The organism is Sphingobium xenophagum NBRC 107872 (assembly GCF_000367345.1).
GTDB lineage: Bacteria > Pseudomonadota > Alphaproteobacteria > Sphingomonadales > Sphingomonadaceae > Sphingobium > Sphingobium xenophagum.
In genome coordinates, this window is sequence record NZ_BARE01000016.1 from 24,302 (window position 1) to 38,249 (window position 13,948).

At 57.6% G+C, this 13,948-nt stretch carries 13 protein-coding genes; 5 read left to right on the top strand and 8 right to left on the bottom strand.

What is annotated here, in order from left to right; translation table 11 throughout:
* Window positions 1–12: 12 nt before the first annotated feature.
* The 6 genes from SX1_RS08825 to SX1_RS08850 all read right to left on the bottom strand — a co-directional run bounded on the left by SX1_RS08825 (window position 13) and on the right by SX1_RS08850 (window position 4,365).
* Window positions 13–1,341, bottom strand: coding sequence for a TraB/VirB10 family protein (locus tag SX1_RS08825; RefSeq protein ID WP_019052699.1), 1,329 nt, complete (start codon window positions 1,339–1,341; stop codon window positions 13–15).
* The gene (locus SX1_RS08830; protein ID WP_019052700.1) at window positions 1,338–2,057 is read right to left on the bottom strand and encodes a type-F conjugative transfer system secretin TraK; all 720 of its coding nucleotides are present in this window, start codon (window positions 2,055–2,057) and stop codon (window positions 1,338–1,340) included. The genes SX1_RS08825 and SX1_RS08830 overlap by 4 nt, the downstream gene beginning before the upstream one ends.
* A gap of 37 nt (window positions 2,058–2,094) precedes the next feature.
* Entirely contained in the window at window positions 2,095–2,724 is a 630-nt protein-coding gene (locus tag SX1_RS08835) for a TraE/TraK family type IV conjugative transfer system protein (protein ID WP_370670733.1), read from the bottom strand.
* A gap of 11 nt (window positions 2,725–2,735) precedes the next feature.
* Window positions 2,736–3,002: a type IV conjugative transfer system protein TraL gene (locus tag SX1_RS08840; RefSeq protein ID WP_019052702.1), complete on the bottom strand. Its 267-nt coding sequence runs from the start codon at window positions 3,000–3,002 to the stop codon at window positions 2,736–2,738.
* 129 nt (window positions 3,003–3,131) lie between these two features.
* Entirely contained in the window at window positions 3,132–3,446 is a 315-nt protein-coding gene (locus SX1_RS24605; RefSeq protein ID WP_026149605.1) for a hypothetical protein, read from the bottom strand.
* A gap of 196 nt (window positions 3,447–3,642) precedes the next feature.
* Window positions 3,643–4,365 (bottom strand): DsbC family protein, encoded by a 723-nt coding sequence (locus tag SX1_RS08850; RefSeq protein WP_019052704.1) that lies wholly within the window; start codon window positions 4,363–4,365, stop codon window positions 3,643–3,645.
* Between the two features lie 1,017 nt (window positions 4,366–5,382).
* Here SX1_RS08850 and SX1_RS22500 point away from each other — a divergent pair.
* The 5 genes from SX1_RS22500 to SX1_RS08880 all read left to right on the top strand — a co-directional run bounded on the left by SX1_RS22500 (window position 5,383) and on the right by SX1_RS08880 (window position 9,187).
* Window positions 5,383–5,799, top strand: coding sequence for a helix-turn-helix domain-containing protein (locus tag SX1_RS22500; protein WP_019052705.1), 417 nt, complete (start codon window positions 5,383–5,385; stop codon window positions 5,797–5,799).
* An 8-nt stretch (window positions 5,800–5,807) separates the two neighbouring features.
* Complete coding sequence (locus tag SX1_RS23485; protein WP_019052706.1) at window positions 5,808–6,422, top strand: GntR family transcriptional regulator; 615 nt, start codon at window positions 5,808–5,810, stop codon at window positions 6,420–6,422.
* A 177-nt stretch (window positions 6,423–6,599) separates the two neighbouring features.
* Entirely contained in the window at window positions 6,600–6,731 is a 132-nt protein-coding gene (locus tag SX1_RS24195; RefSeq protein ID WP_019052707.1) for a benenodin family lasso peptide, read from the top strand.
* Window positions 6,732–6,782: 51 nt separating this feature from the next.
* Window positions 6,783–7,433 carry a lasso peptide biosynthesis B2 protein gene (locus SX1_RS08875; protein WP_019052708.1) on the top strand — a complete coding sequence of 217 codons (651 nt, stop codon included), beginning with the start codon at window positions 6,783–6,785 and terminating at the stop codon, window positions 7,431–7,433.
* A gap of 47 nt (window positions 7,434–7,480) precedes the next feature.
* The gene (locus SX1_RS08880; RefSeq protein ID WP_019052709.1) at window positions 7,481–9,187 is read left to right on the top strand and encodes an asparagine synthase-related protein; all 1,707 of its coding nucleotides are present in this window, start codon (window positions 7,481–7,483) and stop codon (window positions 9,185–9,187) included.
* A gap of 7 nt (window positions 9,188–9,194) precedes the next feature.
* Here SX1_RS08880 and SX1_RS08885 read toward each other — a convergent pair whose 3' ends face one another.
* Together SX1_RS08885 and SX1_RS08890 are read right to left on the bottom strand one after the other, a co-directional pair.
* Window positions 9,195–11,327 (bottom strand): Atxe2 family lasso peptide isopeptidase, encoded by a 2,133-nt coding sequence (locus SX1_RS08885; protein ID WP_019052710.1) that lies wholly within the window; start codon window positions 11,325–11,327, stop codon window positions 9,195–9,197.
* A 6-nt stretch (window positions 11,328–11,333) separates the two neighbouring features.
* Window positions 11,334–13,907 (bottom strand): TonB-dependent receptor, encoded by a 2,574-nt coding sequence (locus SX1_RS08890; RefSeq protein ID WP_026149606.1) that lies wholly within the window; start codon window positions 13,905–13,907, stop codon window positions 11,334–11,336.
* Between the last annotated feature and the right edge of the window lie 41 nt (window positions 13,908–13,948).

The following is a 13,948-nucleotide window of genomic DNA, read 5'->3' on the forward strand; positions in this document are numbered from 1 at the left end:
TGGGCGCGGACATCAGAATTTGACTCCCGCGCCGGGTTTGATTTCGAGGGTGGCGCCCTCCTGGATCACCACGACCACATCCTTGGCGGCACCCACCTCGACGATGGGACCAGCCTGGCGGGCGAGATCGAGATAGAAGTCGGTGAGCTTGTCCGAGGATTTGGAGAGCCCCCCGGCAATGCCCGTCTTGGCGGCATCGGCGGCATCAAGCGTGCGGACCGTTCCCAGCGCTGAGGTCGAAGTATTGCCAAACGTGCTTTCGACCGACTGCGAAATGCCGCTGATGGTCCCGGCAATGAAGGCGCGCGCCAGCGTCGCCCCGGCGCGCGTCACTACCTTGCCCGACAGGCCCTTCTTGCCGTCGGTATCTACGAAGAAGCCCTTGACCGGTTGATCGACGATCGAATGCTCGTCGAAATCCACGCAGGAAAGCGATACGAGCTGGACCTCGACCCGCTCCTTGGCAAGACTCCCGGTGGCGTTGCCGACCACAAAGCAGCCCGCTAGGTTTGCCTTCACCTCATTAGGCAGGACCGCGGGCGCCTGCACCCGGGCGATGATGGGTTCAGGATTACTGGTCGCGTCTCGGCTCGCCAGCGCGTCGATCCCGGTCAGGAGCCGCGCCTTCATGAAACCAGGCGGTAAATAGATCGTCCGACTCTTTTTTTTGGAGGAGGATGACGTGTCGGCCGCGCCCTGGGCCATGACCGGACCGGCCGCCGAGCCGATCGCGCCGACCGTCTTTTCGACCGGCGGCGCGGGCGGGGCAGGTGGCGCAACCGGCCCGGTGGGCGGCGCAGGCAGCCTGTCGGCATCCGCGCTGATGTCGCCGGTCTCGGGCGGGTAGGGCAGGGCTGGAACGCTGTCCGGCAGGGCGGGGGGCAGGTCGCCATCCATGGTCTGACTGCCTGGAGCCGTTGTGTTGCCCGTGAGCACTTTGCCTTCTTCGATCGCGCTGACGCGGTCGCCCAGTAACTGCTGGCCATCGAGGACCTTTTTCAAATCCCCGCGCAGTTTGACCTCGAGACTGTCGCCGCGCAGCCCCGCGCCCATGTTAAGCGAGGCGGCGGGATCGGTGGGCTTGACGTCCTCTTTGCTGCCCGATGCCGCGTAGAGCCCGATCCCGAGCGCGCCGACGGCAACGCCAACGGCGAGCTGGCGCGCGCGCAGTTTTTGCCGCGCCGACATTTTGGCCCACTGCGCCTTAAGGTCGAGCAAGGCCGGAGACGGACGGCGCGCGGCGTCATCCTTCGGTCCGGCGCTCTGGGCAGCAAGATGGGCCTGATAGGGCGACAGGCCATCGGGCGTCTCCGCTGCGTCTTTGCTCTTGTCGCCGCTCATTGTCCGCCTCCCCGGCGCACCACGACAAGTCGGGCCGTTTCGCCCGCATCAAGGCGGACCCGGTCCAGCGTGACTGAAAAAATGCCTGCCCCAAGGGCGGGATCGACGAGCTGGCGCTCGTCCAGCGTCACCGCTGCCGTGGTTCGCACATGATATTGCGAGGCCGAGAGACCGGCCCCCTCGACGGCGATACGGCGTTGTTCGGTTATCGTCAGGCCCGGCAGCGCCGCAATGCCGACCGCTTCGCCCGACGGCGCGACCTCGCTGAAAGAGGCAGGGATGCGATCGTCGAGCAGGGCCATGGTGATGGAGACGGCACGATCTTCATCGGCCAGCGCAGCCATCAAGGCGCTATTGGCCTGGGCACGCTGGCGTGCGCCGGGCACGAGTATCACCGTCTGCGCTGGAATTTCCGCCGGTTCAGCATAGAGCGGGTAGGTCGCGCCGTTGCAGTGCACAAAGAACTCGGAAGGCTGCGTCACATAGCTGCGCGTGATCTGTCCCGCATCGTCGATCTCGCGGGCGAGGAACTTGATCCAGGCGTCCGATCCGCCTTTCTCGACGGCAAGACCTTTCTCGGCCGAGAATTTGATATCCTCGATCTCGCCGCCCTCGCACACGACATGGTTGATGTCGCGGTTGGAGAGACGGATCCGACTGGTCTGATCGGGCAGCGCATGGAGCGTCTGGCCTGAGGCCGGGATCGCCAGCAGCATGAGCCCGGTTAGAGCGGCGCACGCTCCTATGCGCTGATTAGCGTGTTTCGACATCGAATTGCTCCTCGGAAAGGCGCGTCAGCCAGAAACGGCCATTTTCAATGCCGTAGCCGATGCGTAAAATGCCCCGGAATTTGCGGATTACGCCGCCGATGACACGGACCTTCTCGACCGGGACCACGATCTCATGGGCGGTCCAGCGGACCGGCTGATCGCCCCGGATATAGGTGGCGATCGACAGCGTCGGGTTGTTCGCCAGTTCGTCGAGCATGGCATTGAGGCTGTCGCGCATCGCGCCATAGGCGGAGGGGTGGACGAGCCCCAGCAGCTCCTGGAACTGCCGGTCGGCTGAGTAAGCCGACCAGGTACCCGACAGCGCGACGATGTTGCGCGTCATGGCGACGATGTAGGCTTCGGACGGTGTATTGCCCGAGACATGAAGATCACCCGTGGCGCCAAAGGGGACGATCACCGTCCGGGCATTCTGGTTGGTCGTGTAGATGACCACGCCCAGCACGGCGGTGACGCCGAACATGCCCGCAATGGCAACCTTGAGCAGGCGGTTTTCCTCGAACAGGTTGGCCGAGCCCTGCAGATAGCGATGGATGCCGTAGCTGGCAGGTTTGCCCAGCAGCGGATCCTCCTTTGTCTTATTTTGCCCGAACATGCCCATGGCGCTCACTCGAAGAAGCGGGTCTGGGTAGGACCCGGATAATAAGGAAAGGAAACAAGACCCCAGCGCCAGGCGAGATGGGGAAGATAGCCCCTGGGCTTGGTCCGCTTCCACGGGACGAAAAGGAGAAGGGCAGCGATGAGCGCCCAGCCGACAAGTCCGCCCACGATCGCGGCCACGAAAATGCTCGAGGTCGCGAGCAGAAACTCGTCAGATCCAAACCACAGGATCTGGACGGGCCGATGCAGATATTGCGGAAGGCGTTCGTCCATCTGCCCTTCTCCTCTTGGCTTCATGATACCTTCAAAGGTATCATCCTCCAGGAACCGACCATCGGTTCCCAGCCTGTTGCCGGTGGGGGAAGCGCCTGGTCAGCCAGGTGCCTGCCCCACCTTCGCGTCTCAGATGACCATCCCGAAAGTCTGGAGAATGGAGTCCGCCTTGATGAGGCAGACGGCCGCGACGATGGTCGGGATGCCGATCATGATATTCGAGAAAAGGCGCGACACGCCGAACAGGAAGGCAGCGACGCCGCCCACAAATCCCATCGGACCTTTCACGCCCTGGTTCACGACGATATCGTATATGTCGTAACCAAGATCGCCCTGGGCGGGCGCCGAGAAGGCATGGACCGGGCCACCGACCAGGGCCATCGCGCCTAAAGGGAGGCCGACATTGGCCACCGCCAGGACCTTGTTGCCAAATTTGTGCATCATAGCATTGCTCCAAAAAGGAGCCGTCCAACCAAAGCCTGCCGGCATCGAAGGAAGATCGGTGTCGGCCGGGGCGTCGGTGGACGGCTCCATGAGCCCGCCGCCGCCGGCATCCTGGTTCATCCGCGCTGGCCAGTTGGGGCCGGGCCGGATGCCGTCTGCAAAGAGAGTGTGCGCAGCCGCGATGGCGCGCGCCCGTTCAGCGCCGCACATCTGACACTGCCTTTGCAAGCGCAGGCTTTGCGTGCCGATCGAGGAACGCGTCGAGTTCGGCCTGCTGAAAGCCCGAGATGAGCTTGCCATCGGCGATCAGCGTTGGCGTTCCTGAAACGCCCACTTTCGCGACCAGCTCGGCGTCCTCCGCAACCTTGGCACGGCCCTCCGCGCACTGGCGCAGGACGGGCGGTGTCTGGCCGGAATAGGCCGCCCGGAAGGCAGCCTCCCGATCTGCCGAGCATAGGATATGCTCGGCCTTGGCGGCAGCGGTCGGATGGATGCCGCTCACGAAGAAGATCAGACGCCTTACCGGCTTGCCCTCTGCTGCCTTGGCGCTCCAGAAGCGATCGAGTGCCTGGCAGTAGGGACAGTCGGGGTCAGTGAATTCGATGACCGTTGGCGCATCTGCAGGGCCGATTGCCAGTGCCTTGGCAGGGTCGATGGCTTTAAGACGGCGCGTAGCGCCCTGTTCCTGCGCCAGCGCGGTCAGGTTGACGCCGTTGCGGTCGTAGACCGTAGCGAACAAGAGATGCTCACTTTGCGGCGCATAGTAGATGATCCGGCCGCCAGCGGTCGCCTGATAGATGGGGCCCTCGACGGGCGCGGGACCAAATTCGTCAAAGCGCAGATTGGTGAAGGTCTGTTGCAACTTGACCTGGGCTTCATTGGCCGCGTTGCGAAGCGAAGCTGCTTCGCGCGGGATCAAGACAGGTTCGCTTCTCTCCGATGGAGCGGCTTGCGCTCCTGCGCCATGAAGAGGCATAACAGCTGCCAGGAGAGCGACGAGCATTGCCGCGCGACTGGAACATGTTCTGGTCATAACCGCAAAATCTCCCAAGAGGGGGATCGGAACGGATGCGGGCTGCCGATCGCTCGGAAATTCTCACCCTGGCTGCCGTCTCGACAGGGGCTTGAGTGGCGGGAAAAGCTTGCTTCTCGCAAGAGACAGGGAATTTCAGTTCCGGTTTAAGGTAGTTCAGTTCCGGTTATCGGAAATCAATTTCCGATAACCGGAAGTATATTTCCGGTTTCACCTTATGTTCCTTCGGCGAAAGCATCGACGTTGCGGAGCCACGTTGGACCGGCATTTGGATTGATCGCGAGAGAATCGCTGTTTGTGGCGGGAGAGCGAATATGGGGAGTCAGCAATCCAGGGCGTACAAGCTTCAGCTCTCCGCTGAGGGCATTCACCTATTTCTCCAGTGCCACTGTCGCTTGTGTCACCTGATTGGCGATTTTCTACCCTATGGAACAACCCTGTTCGTGGCGGTCGATCTTCTTCATCGATGCGAGGCGACCGATCTAATAGCCGAACTGCTCGATCCTCAGCTGGATCGACTTGTGGGGCGCAAAGTTCGACATGTCGGAACGTCCTCGACGCTTTCGCGGCTTATCGAAGATATCATCAGCACAGCAGTTCACTCCGCAGCCATTCATCCTTCGCCCCAGGTCTGGAAACTCTTCCTTTCAGCTCTTGTGCACATGCAGGGCACGGAGGATGCGCAGGTCGTACGGTCATTCCGGGATATGTCCCGCAAGACAGGACGGCCTTCCCATCGTTCTGAACGATAGTAGCCTGCGCGATACTATTTTTGCTCGCAGCGGAATTTTGGTCTCGCAAAAGCGACTTTCTTGTAGTTGACGCGCAGTTTTATTTACAACAAGTTGCCAAGCACAGGCGATGTGATTTGTACTTTTGAGCCGCTGCCAGGGGGACCTGCAGATGACGCCTCAAAGTCCACAAACAATCGATGGCGGAATATTATCGTTGATCAAGGAGCTTTCCGGGAAGCTTATCGAGCGGCGTCGCCGCAGAGACCGGATTTCTCAACACAGCCTGGCAAAGACCGTCGGCTGCAGCGAACGCTGGATTCGCGAACTTGAGGGTGGCGCTGGGGCACCTGCGCTTGAGGATCATATTCGCTGCGCGCATTCGCTGCGGATGACCACGACTCAGTTGTTCATTCCTTTGCTTGCGATGGAGCACAATATGAAATTGCCGCGTGAACTTTTGCTTCAAGATGATCTGTGGGAGCTTGAGAGAGATATCCTTGAGGTCGTGAACCGATATCAGGCCGTAGCGGTCGGGCGCCTTGCCTCGCGTGCTGGATCTGTCACGCAACCCGACCAGTACCGATAGAGACCGGCATGTCTCCGGAACCGGTGGTAGCTGAAAGAGCCTATATCCTGCTCAAGGCTGATATTATGGCGGGCCGCTTCCCGCCGGGCAGCATGCTCATCGAAAGGGCGCTAGCTGCCGAGTATGGCGTATCCGTGTCGCCGTTCAGAGACGGAGCCCAGCGCTTGGTCGGCGAGCATATGCTCGAAATTGCCTTCGGCGGTGGTTATCGCCTGCCTGATCTGACGCCGGACAGCCTCCGAGATCTTTACCGCTGGCATAGCCATCTCCTACGCCTTGTACTCAAGGGAAACCGCTTGTCTGAATTTGGGACTGCAAGGTCGCATCCTCAAGCCGAGATGAATGGCCAGGCATTGGCGAAGGCGGCGACTGATTTGTTTCTGTCAGTCGCATGGGCATGTCACGATAGTGAACAGGCAAGGGCCCTGAAGTCTGCTACCGAACGACTCCATATGGCTCGCCTGGGGGAGTTTCGCGTGTTGCGCAACTTGACCTCGGAATTGCGGTCGGTCGAGATCGCGACCACTTCCGGTCAAGGTTCAGACCGTTTTGAGGTCCTTTGGGCCTATCACAGGCGCCGAATTCGTCGTGTCGAAAGAATTTGTGAAAGCATCACTTCATAACCATGTGGTGCAATATGAAGACGTTGTCTCAATTCATGTCAGCCACATTTTGGTTGGATAGCATTATAGTACCGACTGGTTGCACATACGAGACCTTATAAGATGGCTGATCAATTAGGGCCTGACTTACCATGATTGGGCTGCAAGGAGTGCAGCAGTCCAAAGAAGGAGGTAAGTATGGAACGCGACAACCATCTGGAAGCCGACCTGGTCGACCTGGGATCGGTGACCGAGCAGACGAAGGGCAACAACGGCGTCGACATCGACCAGGCTCAGCAGCGGCTGCAGTCCGGGCTTTCCGACGACTGAAACGGTGGCGCGCAGGCCATGCTTGCGCGCCATACAGCTAGAGAATTGCTCATGGCCTATAAGCTGCGATCGGGTGTCTCCTATGTATGGGTTGGATCTGCTCCGGTATTTCTGGATCTCGATCATAACCGATATTTCAAGATGTCATCCAGTGGTGCATCCGCACTTATGCGGCTGGAACAAGGTCAGATGGCAATGCCTGGCGACGCCGAGATATTGCTCGGATCCGGCCTCATTTCCGCTGCAGAATGCGCTTCGCCTGTTGGACCAACGGGGAATATGCCTGAAATCACTGGTTCTTATTTTGACCAGGCGAGGCCGCCGACCTTGAGGCATGTCATGGTTGCCATCATCGACCAGCTATGGGCTTTCGCCGTGATACGCTGGGGCGGGCTGGCGGGCGCGGTAGCAAAGCTGGAACATCGGATACAGCAAACGCGTGGTCTTGAATGTCCCGATGATATTGGCCGTCTGGTCGGAGCCTACCGGCTCATTGACCTGATTCTTTCTGCCGAAAAGCGTTGCTTGGTGCGATCATTCGCGCTTGCCCGATCCCTCACGAGATACCGCGTAGGATTCAATCTCGTGATCGGCGTCCGCACGGGGCCGTTCGGTGCACATTGCTGGATTCAGAAAGACCAAATAAGCGTCACCGACCACCGCGACAAGGCGCGTGAGTATGTGCCGGTGCTCGTCCTGTGAACCGCGCTCGCTATCTCATATTGTCCGGACCCGGCAATCTCGTCCGCATGCGCGCTACGAAAGTCGCAGCGTTGGCCGGACTGAAAATGGCTATCAATCGGCCAAATTTCCTGCTGCTTGCCGATCAACCGGTGGCAGATTTTAACCAGCCGCTAAGGACGGCGGTCCTGCTAGGGTGGCTCTATCGCCGCGATGGCGCGAAGAAGCCAGTCGATCTCTTCGATCCTGCAGACGCGCGGGACATATTCACCCCGGAAGGAGCCATCCATGCCAAAAAATATTGGGGTTCATATGTTGCGATCCTTCACGATGAGGATCACGACACCACCACGGTGGTGCGTGACCCTTCGGGGGGGATGCCATGTTACTATATGAAATCGCAGGGCGTGACGGCAATTGGTTCAGATATGGCGTTGTTTCGTCAAGTCGGCCTTTTGGGCTCCGCCATCGATGATGAGCAACTGGGTCGTCATCTGTATTTCTCGAATTTGAGAACAAGTCGGACATGCTTGGCTGAATTGAATGAAATTCCGGCGGGCTTTCAGTTGGCCATTCAGCATGGGAAGAGCGAGCTGGCGCAACGGTGGAACCCTTGGGGTTATGCCAAGAGACAGGAATATTATAGCGAACCGGCTGCAGCAATATCGGATCTGCGAGCGACACTGACCTCCACAATAGGGGCATGGGTCTCGCGATTTCCGACGCTTGTCGTGGGATTATCAGGTGGACTTGATTCATCGATCGTAGCGGCGGCAGCCGTTCAGGCGGGGGCGAAGGTCACAGGCCTGACCCTTGTGACCGATGAAACTGCTGGCGATGAGCGCTATTATGCTCGCGCAATAGCAAAATTCCTCGACATCCCTATGGAGGAGGCGTTTTTCAGCGCCGACGATACCGATCTTGAAATGAGCCATGCAGCGCATTTGCCACGGCCGTTGGCCCGATCCTTTGCTCAGTCAGGAGACCAAGCCTACCTCGCTGTCGCCAGCGCGGTAAGTGCCGATGCATTTTTCACCGGGTCGGGTGGCGACAACGTGTTTTGCTTCCAGCAATCAGTCCTTCCAATCGCAGATCGGCTCCTCTCTGAAGGCGTTGGCCGAGGGGCATTGGTGACTGCTGCAGAAGTCGCTGAGATGGCAGAGACCAACATCATACGCTGCGCGACCTTAGCTGCCCGCCGCGCGTGGCTGCGCAAGCCGCACTATCGCTGGAAACCGAAGGCGGATTTGCTGAGTCGGGATTTTGTGAGCCGCTTAGGCGCGGAATTTTCGCATCCATGGCTTGAGGTGCCAATCGGTGAGCTGCCGGGCAAGGCAGCGCACATTGCTTATCTCATCCAGATACAAAACCATCTCGAGGGATTCAGAAGAGAAACGGTCCTGCCGATGATAAACCCCCTCATGTCTCAACCGATCGTAGAGACGTGCCTGCGCATTCCCTCCTGGTTCTTTTGCATGGGAGGAGAAAACAGATCGATCGCAAGAGCGGCGTTCGAGTCCCGTCTCCCTGACTCGATCCTTCACCGCAGAACGAAGGGCGGCCCCGATGGCTTCCTGCAACGACTGGTCGAACGTAATCGGAGCAAAATTAAAGATATGCTTCTGGGCGGACATCTTGCAGCGGCCAATATCATCGATCGCTCAGCAGTGGACGCCGCAATTAAGCTGGAAGGAGACAGGCACAACCATATGCATTTCCGAATCCTCGAACTCGTTGATGCAGAAGCATGGGTAGCCGCGATGAAGGCGTCATGACGATATCCTATGGTGCCAAATTTTTTTGAGCCGCCATCGCCCGCCACCGATCATAGGTTGATTTCTTTTTAGCTGACGGGTCCTCCTCATGCTTCAGCCAGAATTTGAACCAGTCTATGTTCCTTTCATAGATAGCAAAACGGTGGGCAGGGCCGGTCTTGATATGGTTTTCATTCGGGAAAATATACAATTCCGTTGGGCGATTATTCGCCTTTAGGATCCCGTAGCTCTCCATCGCCATCAAATATTCGTTGTCCGAAACCTGCATCAGGATTGGGAGATTGAATTTGTCGACGTTGCGTTCGATGGACGTGGTTGACCAGAAATGCGTTTGATCATCGCTTAAAGATGGATACCCCATAGCGATAAGCTGCTTTGCCCATGCCGAGCCGCCGTAGATCTGCGTCGACTTCGGTTCCTGAAAGCCGGTCGAAATGGATGCGGCCGCGAACCGGCCAGGGGCGTTGACCAATGCAAATTGCACGGTCGAAACTCCGTCGCTCAAACCTGTGATACCTACACGATCGATATCAATGCCGCCGTGAGATTCAACCAAGGCGATGCCGTTCATCAGGGCGGAATGCACACTGCGTCGGTCATTCCAGTCGCGTTGATTGATGGTTCTTGCGTCCAGCGCTGTTCGGATCGAGCCATCCTTGACCGTCATATAATAGTCGGCAGGTCTCTGCAGGCTTAGGACTGCAAAACCCTGTTCAGCGAGTGGAAAAATCGGATACTCGTCTCCGACACCGCCACGCAAAAAGCCTCTTGTGAGATACTGGACCACAATCAGTGGGATTTTCGATCGGTTAGAATGCTTCTGCGGCAAGACCAAATCTCCGAAGCATTCGATGCCAATTGAATTTTTCCAGCGCAGGCGCTTTACTCCTCCCATCCGTAACCCGCGAAACGACGGATTGGGGTCGAACAAGATTGTTCTTGCGCCGCTATCGGAGTTGATACGAACGATCCGCCGCGGCTGATTGGACGCTTCGTGAAGGCAGATGAGCGTGTCAGAAGCCAACCGACAACCGCTGATAAGGTCTTCGGTCTTCAATATGGCCTTCGGGGCAGATTTCATGTCCCAGCTATAGAATTGCAGCTCGCTATTGCCCCAGCCCGCGCGCCGGAGAAACAGCAGCCTTTTCGCTCCCTCAATCCACCACATATTCTGAATCCCGCTTGCACAAGCAGGATCATTGCAGCGCTCGCGGCGGCCATCAGCATTTTGAATCCACAGATCTGTGGGGGATGAAAGGCTGGTCCAGTCCCGCCGCACTAGCTGAACCGCAAGGCCTCTGCTCCCCGGTACTGAGCGAAGAAGCCCCTTTGACGTGCGATAATCCGATCGTTCGGCGCGCTCGGAAATTTCTTCAATCGTCGCGAGACGCAAGTCAGCGCCGCTGGCCGTCAAAGATTGGAATCGGATCGGTATGGGGGCAGGGATGGAGGGACGGGCTGCCCTATTAGGTATGAAGCTGTCGTCATAAAGAAAGCCAGCGCGGCCTCGCTGATCGATATCAGCCTCTAATTTCGCTGCCTCTGGCTCGTTGCCAAACAATAGCCTTCCCGCAGACGTCCATCCGATCTCGCGAACGGCTGTTTCAGACGTCGTGGTAAAGACCACGCTTGCGCTATCGACCGATACGACACGGGCCTGCGGGATGCTGGAAACCAGTACCAGATATGCGAGATACTGGCCGTCTGGCGACCAGAGCGGATTGTTGATGAGGGACGTCCCGTTGGTTGTGCGGAACCCGCGAATGCTCTGCACGTCGTTGATGAGGCCGCGGGTCATGTCCAGGATTTTCAAAGGCCTCTGGCTTTGGGAATCGATGGTGACCAATGCCTGACAATAGTCATTCAGCGCCGGATCTGCCCGGCTGAGGACAAAAGCGACATGCTTGCCATCAGGTGATAGCGCCAACGGGCTTTTGGGCAGATCGGTGCCGAAGTTCGGCCCGATATCGCGCAGACCGATCAGATCGGTCGTTGTGACACCGCGATTGTCCGCATGCCCATTTGCATCATCGTCAATAAGATTACGGCAAACCAGCGGGGCTTCAGTGGCGGTTGCCTCTGCATGGGAAGCCGCCACGATTATGCCGGCGCATGTCGCCAGCAGGGCAAAGAAATTCACGGCCCTTCACCACGACTTCGAGATCGAAAAGCTGATATATCGACCCCATGGTGAGTAATTCGCGGAATCGTACGGCGCCTGACTGACCTGGGTTGTCGCAATCACAGATGGCTTGTTGTTGAAGATATTTTGTGCGGAAAGCGAGAGGTCCATGCCGCGAAAAACCGGCGTTGAACTGTCTATTTTCAGCCTGGCAGTCAGATCGAATGTGGTCATCGAAGCGACGTCATATGTCACCGTTGCGCGTCGATCTTCCACCCCACCGATATAGTTCAAGATCGGGGTTAGCCTGAATGGCCCGTGGTCCCATGTGAAGCCAGCGCTACCCCGCAGATGCGGTGGAAAGAATAAGGTGCCGGCCAATTCGGTATCGGGCTGCAAAGCGCTCAGGCGTTGTTGACTTTCAATATAGCTCGCATTTGCCCAGAAAGAGATGTCCCCCATTCTACCGACGTCGGCATGATGGCTTACACTAATGTCGACGCCGTCGATTTTCTGACGTGCCGCATTGGCATATTGACTGTAAATGATCGCTCCCACTTTCGCAGGGTTCCAAGGATTGCTGGAATTGTTGAACAACAAGGCGCCGTCGAGCGCCGCATTGATCTCGTCAACGGCCGGGTTCACGCTTACAAGATCAGCATAAATCGGATTGCTGAGCGCCTGGGTGATGTAAGTGACTGGGGTCACGATCCGATTCCGATAGCGGATCGAATAATAGGTTATCTCAATCTTCGAATTGGGTGATATCGCGGGTTGAAGTATCGCTGATGCGGTCCAGTTCGTGGATCGTTCCGGTTTCAAATCAGGGTTTCCGCCGCCGCTGTACAGTCCCACTGTCCCTGTCGGAAAGCCAGTTCCGCCAAATACCCCAATATTGTAGACGCTTGCGCCGCGGACACTATGCAATTGGTAGAGAGTGGGCGCCTTGAACGACTTGCCCCACGAGAGCTTGAACATCACCCCATAGCCCGTCGATAACACCGCGCCGAGCTTCGGCGTCGCCACATCTCCTATTCCAGGATAGTCCTCGTAACGAACTGCGCCATTGAGAATGAGCGATTGGAGGAACGCGCTGCTATCGTTTGATCTGACTATCGGGGCGTTGATTTCGAGGAACCCATAACGGTTATCCTGACTTGCTCTGATGCTCTGGCCGTTTTCGACCAGGCGATTATAGGAATGAAGGAAGTTCTTACGATATCCACCGCCCAGTGCAGCTTTGATCGCACCTGCGCCGACATCCAACAACGTCCCTTGGGCGATGCCTTCGACGCTGAATGCTTTGTTGCAATAACAGAGTTCAGTTCTCGTAAGAACGCTGTTCCAGTAATCATCGGACTTTGCGAGAGTTCGATCCTTGGCATAGACGCCCGAAAAATTCACCTTCCAAGAGTTGCCTACGTCCAGGCTGATATTGGGTGCCACGCTAATCGTTCTGGTGTCCGTTACTCGGCGCAATCCCTGTATTCGATAGTCTCCAGCTGCTGACGATCCAAATGCCCGATCTGTCGTGCGTTCGCCATACAAGCCATCGATGCTCAACGTCACGCCTGGCATGAGGTCCTGGTGGCCGCTAAACAATATATTATTGCGCTCGAATCCTGGATACAGGGTCAGACCGGGCGAGCGAACTGCTGCATATCCACGTTGACTTGATAGAATCGGCGTTGAGTGCCCGAAATCATAGGCCAAGATGAAGCCGCCGGTGTTCCAGGTTGTGCCGCCGGTCACGCTATAATTCTGCTGTACGTTCCCGCCATCGGTGGAAGCGCCCCAATGGGCGCGTGTTGTCAGTCCACTATAGTCCTTGCGCAGGATGATATTGGCGACGCCAGCTATGGCGTCGGAGCCATAAATGGCTGATGCTCCATCGGTTACAATTTCCATCCTTTCCACAGCAGCAAGAGGAATGGCCGAAATGTCGATCGACTGAACCGCTGTGTTGAATGCTAGTCGGTGGCCATTGAGCAGCGTGATGGTGGCATCGGAACCCAGACCACGCAGGTTAATCGATGTGCCTCCTCCCAGATTGCTGCCAATGCTTTCTGGTACATTCTGGCCAATTCCCGGATTTTGCCCCGCGCCTGAAGCGACCGGCAAAGCTCTGATCGCCTCGCCAAGACTATTATATCCGTTGTCGAGCATCCTCTCGCGATTGATAACCTGTATTGGTGAGGGCGACGCGACGCCCGCAATCAGCGATCCTGTAACCACGATCTCGGTACTGGCGCTGTCCTGACTCACCTCCTTAGCGACTTTTGAAAATCGCTCCCGGATCAGAATGGCTCCGTCGCGCTCGACAGCCGTCCAAGATGTTCCCTTCAGAATGATTCCGACCGCTTCGAGCGCGGTATAAGTTCCGTTGAGCGCGGGAGCCCGGCGTCCCTTGACCGCCTCTGTAGGAAAGATGATGTCTTGGCTGGCTATGTTGCCGATAGCGCGTAATGCGGCGTCCAGATTTTGCTGGTCGAGGTTCCAGTTCAGCTTCTGCTCCGGTTTGGCCAACGAGGGCGTGGCCATACTCATCAGAGCCAGAGCGAAAACCGAACTGACCGACTGCCATCTAACCTTGCTCATCGTTGTCCCCTATATTTTCCGGCGTGGTTCAAAGCCGGTTC

Bases quoted from the DNA above. Each gene is read 5' to 3' on its own strand.
- SX1_RS08825 (WP_019052699.1), bottom strand. From the start codon at position 1,341: ATGAGCGGCGACAAGAGCAAAGACGCAGCGGAGACGCCCGATGGCCTG.
- SX1_RS08830 (WP_019052700.1), bottom strand. From the start codon at position 2,057: ATGCTGCTGGCGATCCCGGCCTCAGGCCAGACGCTCCATGCGCTGCCC.
- SX1_RS08835 (WP_370670733.1), bottom strand. From the start codon at position 2,724: ATGTTCGGGCAAAATAAGACAAAGGAGGATCCGCTGCTGGGCAAACCT.
- SX1_RS08840 (WP_019052702.1), bottom strand. From the start codon at position 3,002: ATGGACGAACGCCTTCCGCAATATCTGCATCGGCCCGTCCAGATCCTG.
- SX1_RS24605 (WP_026149605.1), bottom strand. From the start codon at position 3,446: ATGATGCACAAATTTGGCAACAAGGTCCTGGCGGTGGCCAATGTCGGC.
- SX1_RS22500 (WP_019052705.1), top strand. From the start codon at position 5,383: ATGACGCCTCAAAGTCCACAAACAATCGATGGCGGAATATTATCGTTG.
- SX1_RS23485 (WP_019052706.1), top strand. From the start codon at position 5,808: ATGTCTCCGGAACCGGTGGTAGCTGAAAGAGCCTATATCCTGCTCAAG.
- SX1_RS24195 (WP_019052707.1), top strand. From the start codon at position 6,600: ATGGAACGCGACAACCATCTGGAAGCCGACCTGGTCGACCTGGGATCG.
- SX1_RS08875 (WP_019052708.1), top strand. From the start codon at position 6,783: ATGGCCTATAAGCTGCGATCGGGTGTCTCCTATGTATGGGTTGGATCT.
- SX1_RS08880 (WP_019052709.1), top strand. From the start codon at position 7,481: ATGCGCGCTACGAAAGTCGCAGCGTTGGCCGGACTGAAAATGGCTATC.
- SX1_RS08890 (WP_026149606.1), bottom strand. From the start codon at position 13,907: ATGAGCAAGGTTAGATGGCAGTCGGTCAGTTCGGTTTTCGCTCTGGCT.